The sequence below is a fragment of the Kitasatospora sp. NPDC096077 genome, assembly GCF_040303245.1.
Taxonomy (GTDB): domain Bacteria; phylum Actinomycetota; class Actinomycetes; order Streptomycetales; family Streptomycetaceae; genus Kitasatospora.
Genome location: NZ_JBEOSV010000015.1, coordinates 83,050 through 107,181 on the forward strand (window position 1 = coordinate 83,050; position 24,132 = coordinate 107,181).

10 protein-coding genes (1 of these 10 only partly in view) are annotated in these 24,132 nt (G+C 75.2%); 5 read left to right on the top strand and 5 right to left on the bottom strand.

The window, feature by feature from the left end; all coding sequences use genetic code 11:
* The 4 genes from ABTZ03_RS16165 to ABTZ03_RS16180 all read left to right on the top strand — a co-directional run.
* Positions 1–11,710, top strand: partial view of an SDR family NAD(P)-dependent oxidoreductase gene (locus tag ABTZ03_RS16165; RefSeq protein ID WP_350513592.1) — the 3' end only. Its footprint begins 18,806 nt before the window's first position; 11,710 of the gene's 30,516 nt are visible here — the last part of the coding sequence; its start codon lies beyond the left edge, outside the window; its stop codon occupies positions 11,708–11,710.
* A gap of 131 nt (positions 11,711–11,841) precedes the next feature.
* Positions 11,842–12,552, top strand: coding sequence for a DUF6193 family natural product biosynthesis protein (locus ABTZ03_RS16170; RefSeq protein ID WP_350513593.1), 711 nt, complete (start codon positions 11,842–11,844; stop codon positions 12,550–12,552).
* 111 nt (positions 12,553–12,663) lie between these two features.
* A complete protein-coding gene (locus ABTZ03_RS16175; RefSeq protein ID WP_350513594.1) occupies positions 12,664–13,371 on the top strand; it encodes a DUF6193 family natural product biosynthesis protein in 708 nt (235 codons plus the stop codon).
* Between the two features lie 108 nt (positions 13,372–13,479).
* The gene (locus ABTZ03_RS16180; protein WP_350513595.1) at positions 13,480–14,349 is read left to right on the top strand and encodes a N5-glutamine methyltransferase family protein; all 870 of its coding nucleotides are present in this window, start codon (positions 13,480–13,482) and stop codon (positions 14,347–14,349) included.
* Positions 14,350–14,385: 36 nt separating this feature from the next.
* On the opposite strand, the gene ABTZ03_RS16185 is transcribed toward ABTZ03_RS16180, so the two are convergent.
* On the bottom strand, positions 14,386–14,829 hold the full coding sequence (locus ABTZ03_RS16185) for a tetratricopeptide repeat protein (RefSeq protein WP_350513596.1): 444 nt from the start codon (positions 14,827–14,829) through the stop codon (positions 14,386–14,388).
* 105 nt (positions 14,830–14,934) lie between these two features.
* On the opposite strand from ABTZ03_RS16185, the gene ABTZ03_RS16190 reads away from it, so the two are divergent.
* Complete coding sequence (locus tag ABTZ03_RS16190) at positions 14,935–15,618, top strand: hypothetical protein (protein WP_350513597.1); 684 nt, start codon at positions 14,935–14,937, stop codon at positions 15,616–15,618.
* A 27-nt stretch (positions 15,619–15,645) separates the two neighbouring features.
* On the opposite strand, the gene ABTZ03_RS16195 is transcribed toward ABTZ03_RS16190, so the two are convergent.
* From ABTZ03_RS16195 to ABTZ03_RS16210, 4 genes are all read right to left on the bottom strand, one after another.
* Positions 15,646–16,032, bottom strand: coding sequence for a GNAT family N-acetyltransferase (locus ABTZ03_RS16195; protein ID WP_350513598.1), 387 nt, complete (start codon positions 16,030–16,032; stop codon positions 15,646–15,648).
* A 924-nt stretch (positions 16,033–16,956) separates the two neighbouring features.
* Positions 16,957–17,814, bottom strand: a complete 858-nt coding sequence (locus tag ABTZ03_RS16200) for an ABC transporter permease (RefSeq protein ID WP_350513599.1) — start codon at positions 17,812–17,814, stop codon at positions 16,957–16,959.
* Positions 17,811–18,806 carry an ATP-binding cassette domain-containing protein gene (locus ABTZ03_RS16205; RefSeq protein ID WP_350513600.1) on the bottom strand — a complete coding sequence of 332 codons (996 nt, stop codon included), beginning with the start codon at positions 18,804–18,806 and terminating at the stop codon, positions 17,811–17,813. Before ABTZ03_RS16205 ends, ABTZ03_RS16200 begins: the two co-directional genes overlap by 4 nt.
* Positions 18,807–18,853: 47 nt before the next feature.
* The gene (locus tag ABTZ03_RS16210; protein ID WP_350513601.1) at positions 18,854–24,109 is read right to left on the bottom strand and encodes a type I polyketide synthase; all 5,256 of its coding nucleotides are present in this window, start codon (positions 24,107–24,109) and stop codon (positions 18,854–18,856) included.
* Positions 24,110–24,132 lie beyond the last annotated feature (23 nt).

Sequence of the window (24,132 nt, forward strand, 5' to 3'; positions counted from 1 at the left end):
CGTGGTGACGCGTGGCGCGGTGGCGGTGCGGGAGGGTGAGCCGGTGGAGGTGGCGCAGGCTCCGGTGTGGGGTCTGCTGCGCTCGGCGGAGGCCGAGAACCCGGGCCGTTTCGCGCTGCTGGATCTGGACGCCGATGGCGAGGTGGTGGTGACCGCCGAGCCGGAGTCGGCCGTACGCGCCGGTGCGGTCTTCGTGCCGCGACTGGCTCAACTCGCGCCTTCGGAGCGGCCGTTGCCGGTCGGTGCCGAGGACACGGTGCTGATCACCGGCGGTACGGGCGGCTTGGGTGCGGTGGTGGCCCGGTACCTGGTCGCCGACTGCGGTGTGCGGAGCCTGGTGCTGACCAGCCGTCGTGGCCCGGAGGCCCCGGGTGCCGTCGAGTTGGTGGCGGAGCTGTCCGCGCTGGGCGCGGTCGCCGAGGTCCGTGCGTGCGACCTGTCCGACCGTGCGGCCGTGGCGGCCCTGGTCGAGGCGATCCCGGCCCTGTCGGCGGTCGTCCACGCCGCCGGGGTCGGTGACAACGGTCTGGTCGGCGCGCTGACGCCCGAGCGCATGGACGCCGTCCTCGCTCCGAAGGCCGATGGTGCCTGGTACCTGCACGAGTTGACCCGGGAGCACCGGCTCAACGCCTTCGTCCTGTTCTCCTCCGCCGGCGGGCTGGTCCTGACCGCGGGGCAGGGCAACTACGCGGCCGCGAACGTCTTCCTCGACGCCCTCGCCGCCCACCGCCACGCCCTCGGCCTGCCCGCCACCTCCCTCGCCTACGCGATGTGGGACGTCGGGGCCGGCCTCGGCGAGCACCTGCGGGAGCTCAACCGCAACCGGATGGCCGCCCAGGGCGTCCCGCCGCTCGGCCACGACGCCGGTCTGGCCCTGTTCGCCGCCGCACTGCGCAGCGAGCGAGCCGCGCTGGTGCCGATCCGGGTCGACGGGGCCGCGCTGCGTGCCCGCACCGACCAGGTCCCGGCCCTGCTGCGCGCCCTCGTCCCGACCGCTCGCCGCACGGCGGCCCACACCCCGGCACCGGCCGCGCCGACCGGCGGCCTCGCCGCCCGACTCGCCGGGCTGCCGGAGGCCGACCGGCGACGCACCGTCCTCGACCTCGTCCGGGCCGACGTGGCCGCCCTGCTCGGCCACGAGTCCGGCGACGCGATCGAACCGGACCGCGCGTTCCAGGAACTCGGCTTCGACTCCCTCGCCGCCACCGACCTGCGCAACCAGCTCAACACCCGCACCGGACTGCGGCTGCCCGCCACCCTCGCCTTCGACCACCCCAACGCCGAGGCGGTCACCGACTGCATCCTCGCCGAACTGGCGGCGGTCGCCGGAACCGCGACCGCCGACGGGCTGCGCGCCGAGGCCGAGGTGCGGGCCGCCCTGCAGTCGATCCCGACCCGCCGGCTCCGCGACGCGGGCCTGGTCGACGCCCTGCTCGACCTCGCCGAGGACCGGGTCCGTCCCGCCGTCCAGGTGACGGCGGTGGATGCCGAGGCACCGGCCGCCGTTCACCACGACCCGATCGCGATCGTCGGCATGTCCTGCCGCTACCCGGGCGGGGTGACCACCCCCGAGGAGCTCTGGCGGCTGGTGACCTCCGACGCGGACGCGATCTCGCCCTTCCCCGCCGACCGCGGCTGGGACCTGTCCACGTTCCGCACCGAGGACGGCGCCCACGCCCTGGAGGGCGGATTCCTCGACGGCGCGGCCGAGTTCGACCCCGACTTCTTCGGAATCTCCCCGCGCGAAGCCCTGGCGATGGACCCGCAGCAGCGGCTCACGCTGGAGCTCGCCTGGGAGGCCCTGGAGCGAGCCGGCATCGACCCGACCGGCCTGCGCGGCAGCCGCACCGGCGTCTTCACCGGCGTGATGTACCACGACTACCCGGGCAGCGACGGCAACGGCAGCGTGGTGGCCGGCCGCGTCTCGTACAAGCTCGGACTGGAGGGCCCGGCCGTCGCGGTGGACACCGCCTGCTCCTCCTCCCTGGTCGCCCTGCACCTGGCCGTCCAGGCGCTGCGCCAGGGCGACTGCTCGCTCGCGATCACCGGCGGCGTGACCGTGATGGCCACGCCGGGGGTGTTCGCCGAGTTCGGCCGACAGGGCGCGCTCGCCTCCGACGGGCGGTGCAAGTCCTTCGCCTCCGCCGCCGACGGCACCGGCTTCGCCGAGGGCGCCGGATTCCTGGTCGTCGAACGGCTGTCGGACGCGCTGCGGCACGGGCACCCGGTGCTCGCGGTGGTGCGCGGCAGCGCCGTCAACCAGGACGGCGCCTCCAACGGCCTGACCGCGCCGAACGGTCCCTCGCAGCAGCGGGTGATCCGCCAGGCGCTGGCCAACGCGCGGCTCGGCGCCGACCAGGTCGACGTGGTCGAGGCACACGGCACCGGAACGCGACTGGGCGACCCGATCGAGGCCCAGGCCCTGCTCGCCACCTACGGCCAGGACCGTGAACTGCCCCTGCTGCTGGGCTCGATCAAGTCGAACATCGGCCACACCCAGGCCGCGGCCGGGGTGGCCGGCGTGATCAAGATGGTGCTGGCGATGCACCACGGCGAACTGCCGTCGACGCTGCACGTCGACGAGCCGAGTGCCCAGGTGGACTGGACGGCCGGATCGGTCCGGCTGCTGACCGAGCGCCGGGCCTGGGCGCCGGGCGACCGTCCGCGGCGCGCCGGTGTGTCCTCCTTCGGCATCAGCGGCACCAACGCCCACGTGATCATCGAGGAGGCCCCGGCCGTGCTGCCGGCGGCCGACACCCGCCCGTCGAACCCGGTCGAGCCGGCAGCCGTCCCCTGGCTGCTGTCCGCCGCCACCCCGGAGGCGCTGCGCGCGCAGGCCGAACGGTTGCTGACGGCGGTCGGCGATGCCCGTCCGGTGGACGTCGGGTACTCCCTGGCGACCACCCGCGCCGCGCTCGAACACCGCGCGGCGGTGGTCGGCGACGGGGCGGCGGAACTCCTGTCCGGCCTGCGGGCGATCGCCGACGGCCGGGAGCCGGGCGGTGTCGCCACGGGCGGACGGACCGCGTTCCTGTTCTCCGGGCAGGGGTCGCAACGGCTGGGCATGGGGCGAGAGTTGTACGGCCGGTTCCCGGTGTTCGCCGAGGCCTTCGACGCGGTGTGCGCCGTGCTGGACGTGCCGGTGCGGGAGGTGGTGTGGGGCGAGGACGAGGAGCTGCTGAACCGGACGGAGTTCGCCCAGGCGGGGTTGTTCGCGGTCGAGGTGGCGTTGTTCCGGTTGGTCGAGTCGCTGGGTGTGCGGCCGGAGTTCGTGGCCGGGCACTCGATCGGCGAGATCGCGGCCGCCTACGTGGCCGGGGTGTTCTCGCTGGCCGACGCGTGTGCATTGGTGGCGGCGCGGGGCCGGTTGATGCAGGCGCTGCCCTCCGGCGGGGCGATGCTCGCGGTGCAGGCCACGGAGGAGGAAGTCCGGCCGCTGCTGGACGAGTTGGTGTCGATAGCCGCCGTCAACGGGCCGACCTCCGTGGTCGTCTCCGGTGCGGAGGAGGCCGTCGCGGCGATCGAGGCGCACTTCGCCGACCGGAAGACCACCCGCCTGCGGGTCTCGCACGCCTTCCACTCGCCGCTGATGGACCCGATGCTGGACGACTTCCGCGCGGTCCTCAACGGCCTGACGTTCCAGGCGCCTTCGATCCCCGTCGTCTCCAACCTGACCGGTGGGATCGCCGAGGACCTGCAGTCGCCCGATTACTGGGTGCGCCACGTCCGCGAGGCCGTCCGCTTCGCCGACGGGATCCGCACCTTGCACGCCGCCGGCGTCCGCCGGTTCCTGGAGCTCGGCCCCGACGCCGTTCTCACCGCCCTCACCGCGAGCGCGCTGCCCGACGGCGAGGCCGTCCCGGTCGCGACGCTCCGCCGCGGACACGGCGAGGAGCGGACCTTCGTCGAGGCCCTGGCGCGTCTCCACGTGCTCGGCGCACCGGTGGACTGGTCCGTCCTCCACGCCGGGACGGGCGCGCGCCGGATCACCCTGCCGACCTACGCCTTCCAGCACCGCCGGTTCTGGACGGACGCCCCGGCGTTCCTGCCCTCGGCCGAGTCCGCCGGCCTCCGGGACGCCGGGCACCCGCTGCTCACCGGCTCGCTCGAACTGGCCGACTCCGCCGGCCTGGTGTTCACCGGCCGCCTGTCGGCGGCGATGCACGGGTGGCTGGCGGACCATGTGGTGCAGGGGTCGGTGCTGGTGCCGGGTACGGCGCTGGTGGAACTGGCCGTCCGCGCCGGGGACGAGGCCGGCTGCGACCTGGTCGAGGAACTGACGATGCACGCACCGCTGGTGCTCCCGGCGGATGGCGCGGTCCGCCTCCAGGTACGGCTGGCCGAGCCGGACGAGTCCGGCCGTCGCGCCGTCGGCATCCACTCCACGGCGGACACCGGCCCGGACCCGGTCTGGACCCTGCACGCGAGTGGTGTGCTGGGGACGGGCGCGGTACCGGTGGTGTTCGATGCCTCGGTGTGGCCGCCGGTCGGTGCCGAGGCGCTGGACCTGTCCGGTCTGTACGAGGGGCTGGCGGAGGCCGGGTTCGGGTACGGTCCGGCGTTCCGGGGCCTGCGGGCGGCCTGGCGGCGTGGTGAGGAGCTGTACGCCGAGGTCTCCCTGCCCGAGGGCACCGAGGGCGCGGGTTTTGGTCTGCACCCGGCGCTGTTCGACGCCTGCCTGCACGGCTTCGCGCTGGCCGGGTCGGGCGAGGGGAGCGGCGGAGTGCCGTTCGCCTGGGAGAACGTGGCGCTGCACGCCTCCGGGGCGTCGGCGGTTCGGGTGCGGCTGAGCCGTACGGCCACCGGCGCGTCGGCGCTGTCCGTGGCCGATGCCGAGGGCAGGCCGGTCGCGTCGGTCGGCGCGCTGACGGTGCGGCCGATCGCGGCCGAGCAGCTCGCGGGCGCGCCGCGGGTGGGCCGGGACGAGCTCTTCCGGGTGGACTGGGTGCCGGTGGAGCCGGTGTCCGCCTCGTTCGTGGAGGTGGCTTCGCTGGCGGAGGTGCCGGGGGAGGTGCCGCCGGTGGTGGTGGTCCGATCGGACGCCGGCTCCGGCGTGCACGAGCGGTCGGCGTGGGCCCTGGAGTTGGTGCAGGGCTGGCTGGCGGAGGAGCGGTTCGCCGCCTCCCGGCTGGTCTTCGTGACGCGCGGCGCCGTGGGCGGCGACGACCTCGCCGGAGCCGCTGTGTGGGGGCTGGTGCGGTCGGCGCAGACGGAGGAGCCGGGCCGGTTCGGTCTGGTGGACCTTGCGGGGGAGGGGGACCTGCCCTCCGCCCTGGGCGTTGACGAGCCGCAACTGTTGTTCCATGACGGTGAGTTGCTCACCCCCAGGCTCGCTCGGACGGCCCCCGGTTCCGAGCGTCCGGTGTGGCCGAGCGAGGGCACGGTCCTGGTCACCGGTGGCACGGGCGGCCTGGGCCGGCTGGTGGCGCGGCATCTGGCGGGCGAGCACGGTGTGCGCAGCCTGCTGCTGGTGAGCCGGCGCGGCCCGGCCGCCGAGGGTGTCGACGAACTGCTGGCCGAGCTGGCGGAGTTGGGAGCTGAGGCGGCCGTCGAGGCCTGCGATGTGGCCGATGAGGACGCCGTCGCCGAGGTGTTCGCCCGGCACGAGATCCGTGGGGTCGTGCACACGGCCGGGGTGCTGGACGACGGTGTGGTCGGTTCGCTGACTCCCGAGCGGCTGTCGGCGGTGCTGCGTCCGAAGGCGGACGCGGCGTGGAACCTGCACCGGGCGGCGGAGAGCGCCGAGGTCTTCGTCCTGTTCTCCTCCATGGCCGGCACCTTCGGCAGTGCGGGCCAGGCCGCCTATGCGGCGGGCAACGCCTACCTGGATGCCCTGGCGGCGCACCGTCGTGCGCAGGGCCGGCCGGCGGTCTCGCTGGCCTGGGGCCCGTGGTCCGGGGTCGCCGGGATGACCGGCACCCTCACCGACACCGAGCGGGTCCGGATGACCCGGGCCGGGGTGCCGCCGTTCGACCCGGAGCACGGGTTGGCACTGTTCGACGCGGCGGTCGCCACCGTCGAGCCGGTCGTCCTGCCGGTCCGGCTCGACCTGCCCACCCTGCGTGACCGGGGCGAGGTCCCCGCCCTGCTGCGCGGCCTGGTCCGGACCCCGGTGCGCCGGGCGGCCGCGGCTCCCGCCGCGACCGACCTGACCCGGCGGCTCTCGGGCCTGGGCGCGGAGGAACGTCACGCGGCCGTCCTCGACCTGGTGCGCGACCAGATCGCCCTGGTGCTGGACCACGAGAGCCGGTCGACGGTCGACCCGTCGCGGGCGTTCCAGGACCTCGGCTTCGACTCGCTGACGGCGGTGGAACTGCGCAACCGGCTGCGGTCGGTGACCGGTCTCCAGCTGTCGGCCACGGTGGTGTTCGACTACCCGACCGCCCACGCCCTGGCCGGTTTCCTGCTGGAGGGCATGTTCGGCGCCGAGCGGACGACGGAACTCCCGGCCGTGCTGCCCGTGCCGTCGGACGATCCGATCGTGATCGTCGGCATGGCCTGCCGCTACCCCGGCGGCGTCGCCTCGCCCGAGGACCTCTGGCGCCTGGTGGCCGACGGGGTGGACGCGGTGTCGGACTTCCCGGCGGACCGCGGTTGGGACGTCGAGACGCTGTACGACCCGGACCCCGACCACGCCGGCACCTCCTACACCCGGACCGGCGGGTTCCTGCGCGAGGCGGCCGCGTTCGACGCCGGCTTCTTCGGGATGAGCCCGCGGGAGGCGCTGGCCACGGACGCCCAGCAGCGGCTGCTGTTGGAGACCTCCTGGGAGGCGTTCGAGCGGGCGGGCATCGACCCGGTGTCGCTGCGCGGCAGCCGGACGGGCGTGTTCGCGGGCGTGATGTACGCCGACTACGCCAATCTGCTCGGTGGCGGCGAGTTCGAAGGCCACCAGGGCAGCGGCAGCGCGGGGAGCGTGGCCTCGGGCCGGGTGTCGTACACGCTGGGCCTGGAGGGCCCGGCGGTGACGGTCGACACCGCGTGCTCCTCCTCGCTGGTGGCGATGCACCTGGCTGCTCAGGCCCTGCGCGGCGGCGAGTGCTCGCTGGCGCTGGCCGGCGGTGTCACGGTGATGTCCACCCCGGCGACCTTCGTCGAGTTCTCCCGCCAGCGCGGCCTGGCCGCCGACGGTCGCAGCAAGGCCTTCGCGGAGGCGGCGGACGGGGTGGGCTGGGGTGAGGGTGTCGGCATGGTCGTGCTGGAGCGGCTGTCGGACGCCCGCCGCAACGGGCACCAGGTGCTCGCGGTGCTGCGCGGGTCGGCCGTCAATCAGGACGGCGCGTCGAACGGTCTGACCGCGCCGAACGGGCCCTCGCAGCAGCGGGTGATCCGGCAGGCGCTGGCGAGTGCCGGGCTGTCGACGGCTGACGTCGACGCCGTCGAGGCGCACGGCACCGGGACGACGCTGGGTGACCCGATCGAGGCACAGGCGCTGATCGCCACCTACGGCCAGGACCGTGAACTGCCCCTGTTCCTGGGCTCGATCAAGTCGAACATCGGACACGCCCAGGCGGCGGCCGGTGTGGCGGGCGTGATCAAGATGGTGCTGGCGATGCAGCACGGGACGCTTCCCCGCACACTGCACGTGGACGCGCCGTCCTCGCACGTCGACTGGACGGCGGGCGCGGTCGAGCTGCTGACCGAGGGCGCCGCGTGGCCGGACACCGACCACCCGCGTCGGGCCGGTGTGTCCTCCTTCGGGATCAGCGGCACCAACGCCCACGTGATCCTGGAACAGCCGGAGCCGGTGGCGTCGGCGGAAGCCGCTGCGGTCGACGGCTTGGTGCCGTGGGTGGTGTCCGCCAAGTCGGAGGCGGCGCTCGACCTCCAGCTGGACCGGCTCGCCGAGGCGGCCGAACTCCCCTCCACCGATGTGGCGTTCACGCTGGCCGGGCGCTCGGGCTTCCCGCACCGCGCGGTGCTGGTGGACGGTGTCGAGGTGGCGCGGGGAACGGCGGCCGAGGGCAGGAGTGCGTTCCTGTTCTCCGGCCAGGGCTCGCAACGGCTCGGGATGGGGCGGGAGTTGTACGGCCGGTTCCCGGTGTTCGCCGAGGCCTTCGACGCGGTGTGCGAGCAGTTCGAGCTGCCGCTGCGGGAGGTCATGTGGGGCGAGGACGAGGAACTGCTGAACCGGACCGACTACGCCCAGGCCGGGCTGTTCGCCATCGAGGTCGCGCTGTTCCGACTCGTCGAATCGCTGGGGGTGCGGCCGGAGTTCGTGGCGGGGCACTCGATCGGCGAGATCGCGGCCGCGCACGTGGCCGGGGTGTTTGCCCTGGCCGATGCCTGCGCCCTGGTGGCGGCGCGGGGTCGGCTGATGCAGGCCCTGCCGTCCGGCGGGGCGATGCTTGCGGTGCAGGCCACGGAGGACGAAGTCCTACCGCTGCTCGGCGAGTTCGTCTCGATCGCCGCCGTCAACGGCCCGACCTCCGTCGTCGTCTCCGGCACGGAGGAGGCCGTCGCGTCGATCGAGGCGCACTTCTCGGACCGCCGGACGACCCGCCTTCGGGTCTCCCACGCCTTCCACTCCCCGCTGATGGACCCGATGCTCGACGACTTCCGCACGGTCCTCAACGGCCTGACCTACCACGCCCCGTCGATCCCCGTCGTCTCCAACCTCACCGGCGAGGTCGCTCACGACCTCCGGACACCCGACTACTGGGTGCGCCACGTCCGCGAGGCCGTCCGCTTCGCCGACGGCATCCGCACCCTGCACGAGGCCGGCGTGCGCCGGTACCTCGAACTCGGCCCCGACGCCGTCCTCACCGCCCTCACCGCGAGCGCGCTCCCCGAGGCCGACGACACCGTCACCGTCCCGGCGGCCCGCCGGAACCGGGCCGAGGAACACACCCTCGTGGAAGCCCTCGCCCACCTCCACGTGCACGGCACGACGGTCGACTGGCGCGCGCTGCTCGCCGGAGCCGGTGCCCGGCACCTTCCCGACCTCCCGACCTACGCCTTCGAACACCGGGACTACTGGCCGACCGGGCTGCCCGTCGGCCGGGGAGCCGAGTCCGCCGGCCTCAAGAACGCCGAACACCCGCTGCTCACCGGCTCCTTGGAGCTGGCCGACAGCGACGGCGTGCTGTTCACCGGCCGCCTGTCGACCCGCTCCCACCCCTGGGCCGGGGACCACGTGGTGCTGGGTTCGGTCCTGGTGCCGGGCACGGCGCTGGTCGAGCTGGCCGTCCGGGCCGGGGACGAGGTCGGCTGCGACCGGGTCGAGGAACTGACCCTCGCCGCGCCGCTGGTGCTGCCCGGGACGGGCACCGTACAGCTCCAACTCGCCGTCGGGGCGCCGGACGACGCGGGCCGGCGGCCCGTGACCGTGCACTCCCGCCCGGCCTCGGGCGGCCTGCAGCCGTGGACCCTGCACGCGAGCGGTGTCCTCGGGACGGGCGCGGCACCGGCGGCGTTCGACGCCTCCGTCTGGCCGCCCGCCGGTGCCGAGGCGCTGGACCTGACCGGCCTGTACGAGGGCCTGGCCGAGGCCGGCTTCGGCTACGGACCGGCCTTCCAGGGCCTGCGGGCCGCCTGGCGGCACGGCGAGGAGCTGTACGCCGAGGTCGCCCTGCCCGAGGACGTCGAGGGCGGCGCGTACGGCCTGCACCCGGCCCTGTTCGACGCCTGCCTGCACACGCTCGCCGCGGGCGGCGGGAACGGCGACGGCGGTGGCGCCGGGGTGCCGTTCGCCTGGGAGGACGTCGCACTGCACGCCTCCGGCGCGTCCGCGCTCCGGGTCCGGCTGACGCCGTCCGCGTCCGGGGGACTGGCGCTGGCCGCGGTGGACGCGGACGGGCGCCCGGTGGCCTCGGTGGGCTCGCTCGCGGTCCGGCCGGTCACCGCCGAGCAGCTGGGCGCCGCCGCCCGACCGGCGGGCCACGACGCGCTGTTCCGGGTCGACTGGGTGCCGGTGCAGCCGTCGGACGAGGCGGAGCTCGCCTTCGTCTCCGTCGAGCCGACCGCGCAGGCCTTGACCGAGCTGGCCCTGCAGGCCGCAGGATCCGATCTTCCCGGCGTCGTGGTCGCCGAACTCCCGGTCGGCGGCGCCGAGTCGGTGCACGAGCGGACGGCCGCCGTCCTCGACATGGCGCAGACCTGGCTCGCGCACGACGCGTTCGCCGCCGCCCGGCTGGTCCTCGTCACCCGGGGTGCGGTGTCCGGCGGCGACCTCGCCGGGGCCGCCGCCTGGGGCCTGGTGCGATCGGCGGCCTCGGAGGAGCCGGGCCGGTTCGGCCTGCTCGACCTCGCCCCCGGCGAGACCGGGTTCCGGCCCGCCGTACTCGGTGTCGACGAACCGCAACTCCTGCTCCGTGACGGAGAGTTGTTCGTCGCCCGACTGGTCCGGGAGGAGCTCCCGAGCACCTCCCCGAGCTGGCCGACCGACGGCACGGTGCTGGTCACCGGCGGCACCGGCGGTCTCGGCCGCCTGGTGGCCCGGCACCTGGCCGCCGAGCACGGCGTGCGCAGCCTGCTGCTGGTCAGCCGCAGCGGCGCCGCCGCGGAGGGCGTGGCCGAGCTGGTCGCCGAACTGGCGGGGCTGGGCGCCGAGGCCGTGGTCGAGGCCTGCGACGTGGCCGACGGGGCCGCTGTCGGCGGCCTGTTCGCCCGCCACGACATCCGCGCGGTGGTGCACACCGCGGGCGTCCTGGACGACGCGACGGTCGGCTCCCTCACGCCCGAGCGGATCTCCGGGGTCCTTCGGCCCAAGGCGGACGCCGCATGGCACCTGCACCGCGCCACCGAGGGCCTGGACCTCACCGCCTTCGTGCTGTTCTCCTCGGCGGCCGGCACACTCGGCAACCCGGGCCAGGCCAACTACGCCGCCGCCAACGCGTTCCTGGACGCGCTCGCCCGGCACCGGCGCTCGCTCGGCCTGCCCGCCGTCTCGCTGGCCTGGGGCCCGTGGACCGGCACCGACGGCATGACCGGCGCCCTCACCGCGGCCGAGGCCGAACGACTGGCCCGGGCCGGCCTGCCGCCGCTCACCCCGGACCTGGGGCTGGCGCTGTTCGACGCCACCACGGCGAGCCCCGAGCCCGCCGTACTGCCCCTGCGCCTGGACCCGGCCGCCCTGCGGCAGCGCGGCGAACTGCCGCCGCTGCTGCGCGGACTGGTCCGGATGCCGGTGCGACGCGGTACGGCCGCAGGCGCGGACGGCGTGCCGGGCGGCGGCGCCGCGTTCGTCCGGCAGCTGTCCGAACTGCCGGGCGCCGAACGCGGCGAGGCGCTGCTGGAGGCGGTCCGCCGCCAGGTGGCCGCCGTCCTCGGGCACACCGAGCCGTCAGCGGTCGATCCGCAGCGGGCCTTCCAGGACCTCGGCCTGGACTCGCTGACGGCGGTCGAACTCCGCAACCGCCTCGGGGCGTTGGTGGACCTGCGACTGCCCGCCACCCTGGTCTTCGACCACCCGACGGTCGCGGACCTGGCCGACCACCTCTTCGACCGACTCGGCCTGGCCCCCGAACCGACCGCCGGCCCGGCCGCACTGCTGGCCGAACTCGACCGCCTGGAGCAGGCGTTCGGCGCGAACGGGGTCGACGGCTCGGATGAGGAACTGTTCGACCAGGTGGCCGCCCGGCTGGAGGTACTGCGCGCCAAGTGGCTCGCCGGCCGGGCTGGCGCGGCCGAGGGGGGCTTCGACTTCGACTCGGCCTCGGACGACGAGATGTTCGCCCTCCTGGACAACGAACTGGGCCTGTCCGACTGACCGGCCCGCCGCGTTCCCCGCCCGGCCCCGGCCCCGCCCGCGCGGGACCGGGGCCGGGCCCGTGCCCCGGTCATGTCGAGCACGCGGCGGTCACGGCCGCACGGCGGGAGCGGTTCGGGCAGACTGGGACGATGAACACCGGGGTGGGGCACGGCAAGGTCGACTGGAACGAGGACGGGGCGCTGCGCGCCGCATTGGGGCGCACGGCGGAGGAGCTCGGGCTCGCGCTGCCCGAGCCGGACGGGACGTCGGGCAGCCTCGCGGAGTACGTCGACGCGGGCGGCGGTCGGCGCGTGACGGTGTACCCGTGGGGCGGGCGGCGACAGGTCTTCGAGGTGGGCTTTCGGCTGAAGGGCCCGCGCCTGGCCTTCGGGAAGACCGGGGACCTGGCCGAGGTGGTCAGGGCGACGGCGGCGTGGACGGGCGGCGCCGGGCTGGCGGAGACCCGGGCGCGTGCCCCGTTCGTCCGGTTCCGGCCCTGGGCCCTCGCGCACGAGCAGGAACCCCTCGGGAAGGTCGAGTTGACCTGGAGCCTCAAGCTCGACCGCATCCACATGCCGCCGTTCGACCGGCACCCTCGCGCCCACGCCGTGCTGGCGGCGGCCTACGCCCAGCCGGTGCTGCGCCGGCTGATGCCCGTCAACAGCCACTACAACCTGTGGTTCTCGACCAGTGTCGAGGAGCCCGGGAAGGCCCGGGTCGGGCACGTCCTCCTCCCCTACGACGAGGGGCGCTACGGGGTGTGGAACCGCGGAGAGCCGATCGCGCGCACCGAGACGGCGGAGGAGGCCGTCGCCCTCGTGGTGGCCGCCCTCCCGGAGGGGCTCGGGCCGGCGAGCTGAGGCGAGGCACATCCACAGCCGGAGGCCACCGGTCGAACGAGCCGTCGCCTCCGTAAGACTTCCAGACCGGCCGCGGCCGCACGGTGGGAGCGGTTCGGGCAGACTGGGACGATGAACACCGGGGTGGGTCACGACGAGGTCGACTGGGACGAGGACGGGGCGCTGCACGCCGCGTTGGGGCGTACGGCGGAGGAACTCGGGCTGGTGCTGCCCGAGTCGGACCGGGAGTGGCGGCGCCTCGCGGAGTACCGCGCCGCCGATGGCGGGCGGCGCGTGACGGTGTGCCCTCCCGACGAGCGCCGGGGGGCCTTCGAGGTGAGCTTCCAGCAGCACGGCCCGCGCCTGGCCTTCGGGAAGACCGGGGACCTGACGGAGGTGGCCAGGGCGACGGCGGCCTGGACGGGCGGCGCGGGACTGGAGGAGACCCGGGCGCGCGCCCCGTTCGTCCGGTTCAGGCCCTGGGCCCTCGCCCACGAGCAGGAGCCTTTCGGTGCCGTCGAATTGACGTGGCAGCTCAAGCTCGACCGCGTCCACATGCCGCCGTACGACCGGTTCCCGCGGGTCCACGCCCTGCTGGCGGCGGCGTACGCCCAGCCGGTGCTGCGCGGGCTGATGCCGGTCAACAGCCACTTCAACCTGTGGTTCTCCACCGGTGTCGAGGAGTTCTGGAAGTCCCGGGTCGGGTACATCGTCTGCCCGAACGACGAGGGGCGCTACGGGGTGTGGGACGGCCAGGAGCTGATCGCACGCACCGAGACGCCGGAGGAGGCCGTCGCCCTCGTGGTCGCCGCCCTCCCCGAAGGGGTCAGGGCGGTGTAGCGGGTCCCTCCGGACGCCAGTTCTGGCAGCTCACCTAGCCTCCCCGGCCGCACAGTGGGCGGCAACGTGCGGCGGAGGGTGCCGCTCCACACAGCCGGGAGGCGCAGGATGAGACCGACAGTGCTCGGGGACGTGCTCGACGAGGCGGTGCCGGCCCTGCGGGGCGTGGCGCGGGCGGAGGCGCGGCGCGAGGCGGCGGAGTTGGCCGGGCGGGTGCTCGGGGTGGAGCCGGAGGGGCTGGATCCGGCGCTCCTGCTCGACGGCCGGGCGGTGCGGCGGTTGCGGGAGCTGGTGCGCCGCAGGTCCGAGGGCGTACCGCTCGGCCATCTGACCGGACGGGCCGTCTTCGCGGACCTCGAACTCGTGGTCGGGCCCGGGGTGTTCGTGCCCCGGGTGCACAGCGAGCTGGTGCTGGCGGCCGGCCGGAAGGCCGTCGAGGGGATCGCCGGTCCGACGGTGGTGGACCTGTGCGCGGGCTCGGGCGCGCTCGGGCTGGCCCTCGCCCACGTGCGGCCGGACGCCCGGGTGCACGCGGTCGAATTCGACCCGGTCGCCGTGGACTTCACCCGCCGCAACGCGGCCCGGCGCGCCGCGCTCGGCGACACCGAGGTCACCGTCCACGAGGGCGAGGCGGCCCGGGCGGGCGTACTGACCGGACTGGACGCCGCGGCCGACCTGGTGCTCGCCAACCCGCCGTTCATGCCGGACGCGGCCGAGGTGCCGGACGAGTTCGGCCGCTACCAGCCCCGGCAGGCGGTGTTCGGTGGCGCCGACGGCCTGCGGGTGGTCCGCCAGGTGGTGGAGGCGGCGGCCGGCCTGCTGCGGCCGGGCGGTGTCCTGGTGGTGGAGCACGGCCACCTGCACGGCGCGACGGTCCCGGCCCTGCTCCGCGAGTCGGGGTGCTTCACCGACGTGACCTGCCGCCCGGACCACGACGGCTGGCCGCTGTTCTCCTCCGCCGTCCGGACCGCCTCCTGACGCACCCGCGGCGGCAGTCGGGGGGCTGCCGACCCGTCAGTTCGTCCCACCCACGCGCTCAAGGTCCGCGCGGGTCCGCAGGAACCCGAGGTACTTGGGGTCGTCCTCGTCGAAGATCCCGGCTCCGCCGCCCGTGTAGGCCCTGACCAGCTCGTCCGCGGCCCGGTCGTGGTCGCCCAGCTCGAAGGTGGTCTGGCCCAGCCGAAGGTGGATGTACGGGTTGCCGAGCCCCTCCGGGCACTGGACGGCGTTGTGGAAGCACCGGTACGCCCGGTCGTGCACGCCGAGCCGGAAGTGCACGTCCCCGAGCGCGACGTAGATCCAGGTCGAGGCCGCCCAGTCGCGGGGGTCGCCCGGCAGCAACCGCAGCGCCTCGACGTAGCGCTGCTTGGCCTCGACGAACTCGCCCATCCCGGCGAGGGTGTCGCCCTCCCGGCACAGCTCCGTGATCTCGGCATGGACCTCGTCCGGCAGCTGCATGGGTCTTCCCCGTCGTCGATCGTCTTCTCTCTCTTCCAGCGTCGGTCATCTGCCACCCAAGAACAAGACTGCAATTTTCAGGCGGAGACCGGGACCATGGCACGCGTGACCTCTCCTTCCTCGGACTCCGAGACCAGCAGAGAACTGTCCGATCGACTCGCCCACGTCCGCTGGCTCGCCGGCGGTACGGGCTCCGGCAAGAGCACGCTCGCCCACCTACTGGCCGACCGGTACGACGTCGAGGTCTACAACGGCGACCGCGCGGAGCACAGCTGGCTGACGCGATGCACGCCGCAGCGCCACCCGCGCCTGGCCGCGATGCGTGGCATACCGCCGGGCGGGATGTGGGCGGGCCGCACCGCACAGGAGGTGTTCCGGGCGATGGCGAGCCTGCACGGAGAGACGACCGGCTTCCTCGTCGAAGACCTCCTCGCCATGCCCGCCGATCACATCGTCCTGGTGGACTACTTCGGGATCCTGCCCAACCACCTCGCACCGCTGCTGTGCCGACCCGACCAGGCGGTCTTCCTCCTGCCCGCACCCCCGTTCCGGCAGGCCGCACTCGGCGCGCGCTACGCGGACCCGGCCCGCGCGAGAGCCACCTGGGGCAGGAACGACCCCGCGACCATGCTGGTCAAGCGCCTCACCCGAGATGCCCTCTGGGACGAGGAAGTCCGCAGACAGGCCGACGACCACCGCCTCGACACCATCACGGTCGACGGCAGCACTCCCGCCACCGATCTCGCCGATCAGCTGGCAGCACGCTTCGGCTTGGCCCGCAGAACGTGACGCCCGCCGGGCCGGCGCCGGCCCCGCTCACAGCCGCATGAGTCCGGCGGCGGTCGGCCGGAACCCGCACCGGGCGTAGAAGGACTCCAACTGCGGCTCGTAGTCCACGTGCAGCCATTCGGCACCGCGCGCCCGCGCCTCCTCGGCGGCTGCCCGCACCAGCCGCACCCCGAGCCCCCGCCGACGCTCATCGGGGTGCACGGTCGTGTCCAGGATGAAGGCGTGCACCCCGCCGTCGCCCGCGACGTTCACGAACCCGACCAGCCGATCCCCTCGACGCGCCGCGACCCAGGCCAACACCGCCCCGAACGACCCCGGCCGGTGCCCCGGCCACGACGCACCGAACAACTCGTCGAGCTCGTCATCCGCCAGCTCAGGACATACCGTCAACGCCACATCACCACTGCTCACCATGCAGGGAACCCTGCCACGCGCCCCGGCCGGCGTGCAGCACCTGCTGCACCGCGCGAAGTGGGCGCCGTCCCCGGACCGCGGGGTGGGTGGGGTGGCGCGCAGGAAGTCGAATGGGCCGACTTCCTGCGCATGCGGCGATGGGTGGTGCGGCGTGAGCGTGGGGGATGCGGTGCCGGGGGTGTGAGAGTTGCCGGCTGGGTGCCGTCCCCGGGCAGCGGGGTGGGTGGTGTGCTGCGTAGGACGTCGGACGGGCTGACTTCCTGTGCGCGGTGGCGGCCGGGAGGTGCGGCGTCAGCGTGGCGTTGTGGAGGAGCGCGGGTCTGGCGGTGCGCAGGAAGTCGGATGGGCCGACTTCCTGTGCGCAGCCGCCACTGTGGGGCAGTCGGTCGCCAGAAGCCGAGTGTGGTGGGCCAGGCGCCGAGCAGCAGTGCGGGTGCGGCGGTGCATAGGAAGTCGGCGGGGTCGTCTTCCTATGCAGGGCGGTCGTGGGCGTTGCGGCGTGAGCGGGGGTGGCGTGGGCAACTGAGGCTTGCGGGCCGGGCACTGGGCAGTGGTGAGCCTGCGGCGGGCCGGGAGGCGGGGTGGTGTGGTGCGCAGGAAGTCGGACAGGTCGACTTCCTGCGGAGGGCGGCTTTGGGCGGTGCGGCGTCAGCGGAGGGTGGGTGGTTCCCGGCGGGTGAGGGGTTCGAGTTCGGTGCCGCCCCGGGCCTCGGTGGCGCTCGGCAACGGTGTGGGCATGCCCGGGTTGGGGCGGGCGCGGGAAGTCGGACGGGTCGACTTCCTGCGGAGGACGGCCTTGGGTGGTGCGGCGTCAGCGGTGGGTGGGCGGCGGCTCGTGGCGCCTGGGGTGCGGTGGGCCGGGGTTGGGGTGGGCGCAGGAAGTCGGGTGGGCCGACTTCCTGCGCGGCGCGGGCCGATGCCCTGTCAGCGGGGGGTGAGGGGGCGGCGGAAGCCTCGGGTGGCGAGCCAGGCGCCGGTGGCGGCGACGGCGGTGCCGAGGAGGAGGGCCGGGATGGCTGAGCTGGTGCCGGGGAGGCCGAGGGCCAGGGCGCGGGTGGTGTCGATCGCGTAGGTGAGCGGGTTGACGTCGGCGATCGCGGCGAGCCAGTCGGGGAGGTCGGCGGTGGGGACGTAGGCGCTGGAGGCGAACATCAGCGGCAGCACGGCGATGATGGCCAGGTTCTGGATGGGTTCGGCCCGGCGCAGCCAGGCCGCGGCGGCGATGAAGAGCCAGCCGAGGGCCCAGCTCATGAACAGGGTCAGCCCGATCGAGGCGGTGACCGCGACCACCCCGCCGCGCGGGTGGTAGCCGAGCACGAGGGTGCCCAGCAGCAGGATGATCACGGCCTGCACGGCGGCGCGCACCAGAGTGGTGAGGCTGCGCGCGACCAGCAGCGAGCCCGGGGCGACGGGCAGGCAGCGCAGCCGGGCGACGATGCCGTTCTGGAGGTCCTCGACCAGCCCGACCCCGGACTGCACCGCGGACTGCACCGCGTTGTCCACCAGGACGGCGGGCAGCACGAAGTCCAGGTACGTGACGTCCGGCGGGAAGTGCGGGGGCAGGCCCATCCGGCTGAACACCTGGGAGAGCACCACCAGGGTGATGACGGGCTGCAGCAGCCCGAACAGCAGCACAGCGGGGTCGGTCACGAGCGCGCGCAGCGAGCGGCCGGTGAGGATGCGGATCTGGGTGAGCCGCGAACTGCCCTGCCAGGCGGGCGGGTTGGGCAGGACGGGCGTCGCCCCTGGGGGCGGTGCGGTCGCGGTGGTCGGGGTGGTCACCGGGTGGATCCTTCCGAGCGGTCCGAACGGTCGAGACGGTCGGGGCGGTGGGCCAGGGCGAGGTAGACGTCTTCGAGGCCGGGTTCGCCGAAGGTCAGCTCGGCGGCCTCGATCCCCACCCCGTCGAGGGCCCGGACGACCGCCGCGACCTCGCGGGTGGCCTCGATCGGGACGACCAGTGCGGTGCCCTCCCGGCCGGTGACCGGTGCGAAGCCGGCCTCGCGCAGGGCGAGGGCGGCGCGGTCCGGGTCGTCGGAGGGTTCCAGGACGAGGGTGACGGTGCGCCGGCCGACCCGGGCCTTGAGTTCGGCGGGGGTGCCGTCGGCGACGACGGTGCCGCCGGAGAGCACGGTGATGGAGTCGGCGAGCCGGTCGGCCTCGTCCAGGTACTGGGTGGTGAGCAGGACGGTGGTGCCCTCGGCGACCAGCCCTTCGACGATCTCCCACAGGCCGAGCCGGCTGACCGGGTCCAGGCCGGTGGTCGGCTCGTCGAGGAACACCACCTCGGGCCGGCCGACCAGGCTCGCGGCCAGGTCGAGGCGGCGGCGCAGCCCGCCCGAGTAGCCGCGGGCGGGCCGGTCGGCGACGTGCCCGAGGTCGAACAGGCCGAGCAGTTCGTCGGCCCTGGCCCGGGCGGCGCGGCGGCCGGCACCGAGCAGTCCGGCGAGCAGGAGCAGGTTGTCCCGGCCGCTGAGCCGTCCGTCGACGGTGGCGTACTGGCCGGTGAGGCCGATCCGCCGGCGGACCTCGGTGGGTCGCTCGCGGACGTCGTACCCGGCGACGCTGGCCCGGCCGGTGGTGGGTGCGAGGGCGGTGGTCAGGACGTTGACCAGGGTGGTCTTGCCGGCGCCGTTGTGGCCGAGCAGGGCCAGCACGCTGCCCCGGGGGACGGCGAGGCTGACCGAGTCGAGGGCGCGCACGTCGCCGAAGGTCATGCCGACGTCGACCGCCTCGATCACGCGGTCGTCGGTGCCCGGGGGCGTGGGGGTCATGGCCGGATCTCCGTAGGGCGATGGTGGGTTGAGTGGGGCGCGGCGGGTCAGTCGAGGGCGTCCATCAGCCGGAACAGCTCCTCGTCGGTGGCCGAGCCGACGCCGGAACCGGCCTCGGTCCCGGAACCGCCGTTCCGGCGGAGCGACCCGCCCAGCGCGCCGCTGCGCCGGGCGAGTTCGCGCAGCCGGGTGGCGTCGGCCGGGTCGAGGGTCTCGCCGGTGGCGAGCAACTCAACCAGCAGGTCGACCAGTTCGCCCGCGGTCCGGGGCTGCCCGGTGCCCCGGGCGAGGTGGGCGCCGACGGCGCGGACCACGGCGTCCGGGGACGGGTGGTCGAACACCAGGGTGGCCGGGAGCACGGTGCCGGTGGCGGCGGCGATCCGTTCGCGCAGTTCGATCGCCTTGACGGAGGTGACGCCGAGGGCGGCGAAGGGCTGCGCGGCGTCCAGTTCGGCGGCGGAGCGGCCGAGCACGCTCGCGGTCTCGGCGAGGACGAGCCGGCGCAGCACACCGTCCCGCTCCTCGGGGCCGGCCGGAAGCCGCGCCGACGGCCCGTCCGGTACGGGCATGGCCGCGGGCGGCGGTGCGGCGGCCGCGAGCCAGTACGTCTGCCGCTGGAACGGGTACGTCGGCAGGGGCGCGGGCCGGGCGCCGGGCAGTACGGCGTCCCAGTCCACCGGCACGCCGTGCAGATGCAGGCGGCCGACGGCGGCGAGCAGCGCCCGGGTCTCGTCGGCCCGGTCCGTCGCACCAGGCACACCAGGCACACCGCTCGTACCGCTCGTACCGGTCGTCAGGACGGCGGCCGCGAGGCCCGCGTCCTCGGCGGCCAGGCACTCGCCGACCATCGGCGCGAGCGCGGTGGCCGGGCCGAGTTCCAGGTAGGCGTCGACGCGTTCGGCGCGCAGTCGCAGGACGGCGTCCCGGAACCGGACCGGTTCGCGGGCCTGCCGGACCCAGTGGCCGGGGTCGCGGGCCTGGTCGGCGGTCAGCGGCAGGCCGGTGACGCCGGAGATCAGGGGTACGGCGGGGGCGGCGAAGGCCAGGCCCTCGACCACGCCCCGGAACTCGTCCAACACCGGTTCCAGCAGCGGGGAGTGGAAGGCGTGCGAGACCCGCAGCCGGGTGGTCCGGCGGTCCGCGAAGTGCGCCTCGATCGCCGCGACCGCGGCCTCGGTGCCCGAGACGACCACCGATGTCGGCCCGTTCACCGCCGCGAGCGAGACGAACTCTCCGAGCAACGGCCGGACTTCGTCCTCGGTGGCCCGGACGGCGAGCATCGCGCCTCCGGTCGGGAGGGCCTGCATGAGCCGTCCCCGGGCGGCGACCAGGGTGCAGGCGTCCGCCAGCGACAGCACCCCGGCCACGTGGGCGGCGGCGAGCTCGCCGACCGAGTGCCCGGCCAGCAGGTCGGGCCGGACGCCCCAGGACTCCAACAGCCGGTACAGCGCGACCTCGTGGGCGAACAGTGCGGGCTGGGTGAACTCGGTGCGGTCCAGCAGTTCCGGCTCGTCGTGGAGCGCGGCGCGCAGCGGCCGGGTGAGCAGGGGGTCGAGTACGGCGCACACCTCGTCCAGTGCGGCGCCGAACCGCGGGAAGGCGGTGGCGAGTTCGCGCCCCATGCCGGGCCGCTGGCTGCCCTGCCCGGCGAAGACGAGGGCGAGTCGCCCGCCGCTGTCCCGGCGGCCGGTGGCCGGGAGCACCGGTCCGGGTTCCCCGGCGGCGAACTGCCTTAGTGCGTCGACGAGTTCGGACCGGTCGGTGCCGACCAGCAGGGCCCGGTCCCGGTGCACGGCGCGGGTGGTGGCCAGCGCGTGGGCGAGGTCCGGGAGCGGGTGCGCGGGGTGGGCGGCGACGTGTGCGGCCAGCCGCCCGGCCTGCTCCCGCAGGGCCCGCTCGTCCCGGGCCGAGAACACCAGTGGCACCGGGCCGTCGGCCCCGGGGCGCGACGCGGCCGGCTCGCCCGGCTCCGGCCCCTCCGCGGCAGGCTCGCCCGGCCCCGCCCCCGGCCGCTCCGCGGCGGGCGCCTCCTCCAGCACCACGTGCGCATTGGTCCCGCTGATCCCGAACGAGGACACCCCCGCCCGCCGCACCCGGTCGGCGTCCCGGGGCCACGGCCGGTCCTCGGTCAGCAGCCGGACCGCGCCCGAGGACCAGTCCACCCGGGTGGTCGGCTCGGTGACGTGCAGCGTCCTCGGCAGCAGGCCGTGCCGCAGCGCCTGCACCGTCTTGATCACCCCGGCCACCCCGGCCGCCGCTTGGGCGTGCCCGAGGTTGGACTTGACCGACCCCAGCCACAGCGGCCGGTCCGCGGGGCGGGCGCCGCCGTGGACGGCGAGCAGCGCCTGGGCCTCGATCGGGTCGCCCAGCGCCGTCCCGGTGCCGTGCGCCTCGACGGCGTCCAGGTCGCCGGGGCCGAGGCCCGCGTCGGCGAGCGCGCGCCGGAGCACCCGCTGCTGGGCGGGGCCGTTGGGCGCGGTGATGCCGTTCGAGGCGCCGTCCTGGTTCACCGCCGAGCCGCGTACGAGGGCGAGCACCGGGTGCCCGTTGCGCCGGGCGTCGCTCAGCCGTTCCAGGACGAGCAGGCCGACGCCCTCCGACCAGGCGGCGCCGTCGGCGTCGTCCGAGAAGGACTTGCAGCGGCCGTCGGGGGAGAGCCCGCGCAGCCGGGAGAATTCGACGAACGAGGTCGGGGTGGCCATCACCGCGACGCCGCCGGCCAGCGCGAGCGAGGACTCGCCGGAGCGCAGCGAGCGGCAGGCGAGGTGCAGCGCGACGAGCGAGGAGGAGCACGCGGTGTCGACGGTGAGCGCCGGGCCCTCCAGACCGAAGGAGTACGAGATCCGCCCGGCCAGCGCGCTGCCGGCGGTGCCGATCCCGAGCAGTCCCTCCAACTCGGCCGGGGCGCCCGCGCCGTAGTCGTGGTACATCGCGCCGGTGAACACCCCGGTCCGGCTGCCGCGCAGCCCGGTCGGGTCGATGCCGGCCTGCTCCAGCGCCTCCCACGCCGTCTCCAGCAGCAGCCGCTGCTGCGGGTCGGCGGCCAGCGCCTCGCGCGGCGAGAACCCGAAGAAGGCGGCGTCGAACCGTCCGGCGCCGTCCAGGAATCCGCCTCGGCGGACGTAGGACGTGCCGGGGTGTTCCGGGTCGTCGTGGAACAGGCCGTCGAGGTCCCAGCCACGGTCGGCGGGGAAGTCCGAGTCGGTGTGGGTGCCGTCGGCGAGGAGCGTCCACAGGTCGTCGGGGGAGGCGATGCCGCCGGGGAGCCGGCAGGCCATGCCGACGATGGCCACCGGCTCGTCGGAGGCGGCGCCCGGTTCCTCTGCCGCCCGCTCGGGGGCCGCGCCGGAGAGCAGCAGGGCGACGGCGGCCGGGGTGGGGTGGTCGAAGCCCAGGCTGACCGGCAGCGGCCGGCCGATGGCCTCCACCAGCAGGTTGCGCAGCCGAATGGTGCGCACCGAGTCGAGCCCGTACGCGCGGAACGCGGTGTCCGGGCCGATCGGCTCCTCGGCCGGGCCGCGGCCCGCCACCTCGGCCGCGCACCCGCGCACCAGGTCGAGCGCCTCGCCGTAACCGAGCGGGGCCGGCCCGGCCGCACCCTCCGGCATCCCGATCGATGGACCCGCCGCCGAACCCGCCGAACCCGCCGCCGAACCCGCCGCCGAACCCCCGACCGACTCCTGCGCCCCCGGCTGCTCCCGCGCCACCAACTGCTCCAGCGCCAGCCGGTGCAGCTTCCCGGCCGGGGTGCGCGGCAGCTCGTCGACGGTGACCAGCTCCAGCGGGATCTTGTAGTCGGCGGTCCCGCGCCCCTGGAGGTAGGCGGTCACGGCCCGCAGCCCGATGCCCGGGTCGGCCCCGCGGGTGAGCACCAGGCAGGGGATCTCGCCGAGCCGGGCGTCCGGCCGCGCGACGACGGCCAGCGGCCCGATGCCCGGTAGCGCGGCCAGCAGCTCCTGGACCTCGGTGGCGTCGAACTTGCGCCCGCCAACGTTGATCAGTTCCGCCGACCGGCCGTGGAAGGAGAGCTGCCCGTCCGGGCCGAGGCTGGCCCGGTCGCCGGTGCGCAGCCAGCCGTCCGCCGTGATCACGGCGCCGGTCAGTTCGGGCTCCCGGTGGTAGCCGCGGAACATGCTCGGGCTGCGGTACTGGAGTTCACCGGTCTCGCCCGCGGGCAGTTCCGCGCCGTCCCGGTCGACGATCCGGACCCGGGCGCCGGGGGTCGGCCGTCCGACGCCGCGCGCGACGGCCGGCTCGTTCGGCAGGGTCCGGGTGCCGGTGCCCAGTTCGGACATGCCCCAGACCACCACCAGCTCGCTCCCGAGCACCGACCGGACGTCGGCGGCCAGCGCGGACGGGATGGCCGCCCCGGCGGTGCGCACCTGGTGCGGCCGGAAACCGGCCGGCTCGTCGCCGCGGGCCAGCGCGGCGACGATGTCGTGCAGCTGCGCCGGGACGGCGAAGACCGCGCTCGGCGCGGTGCGCCGGGCCAGGGCGAGGAAGCGCTCGGGGTCCCAGCCGCGCAGCAGCACCTGCGGGCAGGCCCGGAACAGCGCCGTGTGCAGCGACTGGAGGCCGAACAGGTGGGTGAGCGGGCAGGCCGCCAGGATCGCCCCGGCGAAGGCGGAGCCGCCCTCCGCGGCGATGGGGGCCGTGTTGGAGAGCAGCCCGTCGTGGCTGTGCAGGCAGATCTTGGGCCGGGCCGAGGTGGTGCCGGAGGAGGGGATCAGGACCAGCGGCTGGTCCGGCCGGACCTCCACCGGGTGCGGCTCCAGCCCTGCCCGCTCGGCCATCGCCCGGGCCAACGAGTGTGCCCCGGAGGGCAGTTCCTCCGGGGTCGGCCCGTCGTCCCCGGCGATCAGGACCGCCCGCAGCGAGGGCACGGCGGCCGCCAGCGCCGTGGCGGTGTCCGCCGCCTCCGGCGCGAGCAGGACGGCGGTCGGGTCCACCCGGCCCAGCAACGCCCGGACGTCGGCGGGCCCGTAGCCGGCGTGCACCGGCAGCATGACCGCGCCGATGGCGGCGATGGCCACGTGCGCGGTCGGGTACTCCCAGCAGTTGGGGAGCTGGACCGCGACCACGTCGCCCGGGCCGGTGCCCAGCTCCTGGAGCACCCGGGCCAGCGCGGCCACCTCGGCCTGCCACTGCCGCCAGGTCAGTTCGCGTCCGCCGTCCACCAGCGCGACCGCGTCGGGCGCGCGCCGGGCGGCCGCGGCGAACACCCCGGGCAGGGTGTGCCCGCCCAGGGCCCCGGGACTGCCCGCGGCCGGATCGATCGCGTAGTCATCGCTGTGGACGGACACCTTCACTCCCGGGGTCGGTGGCG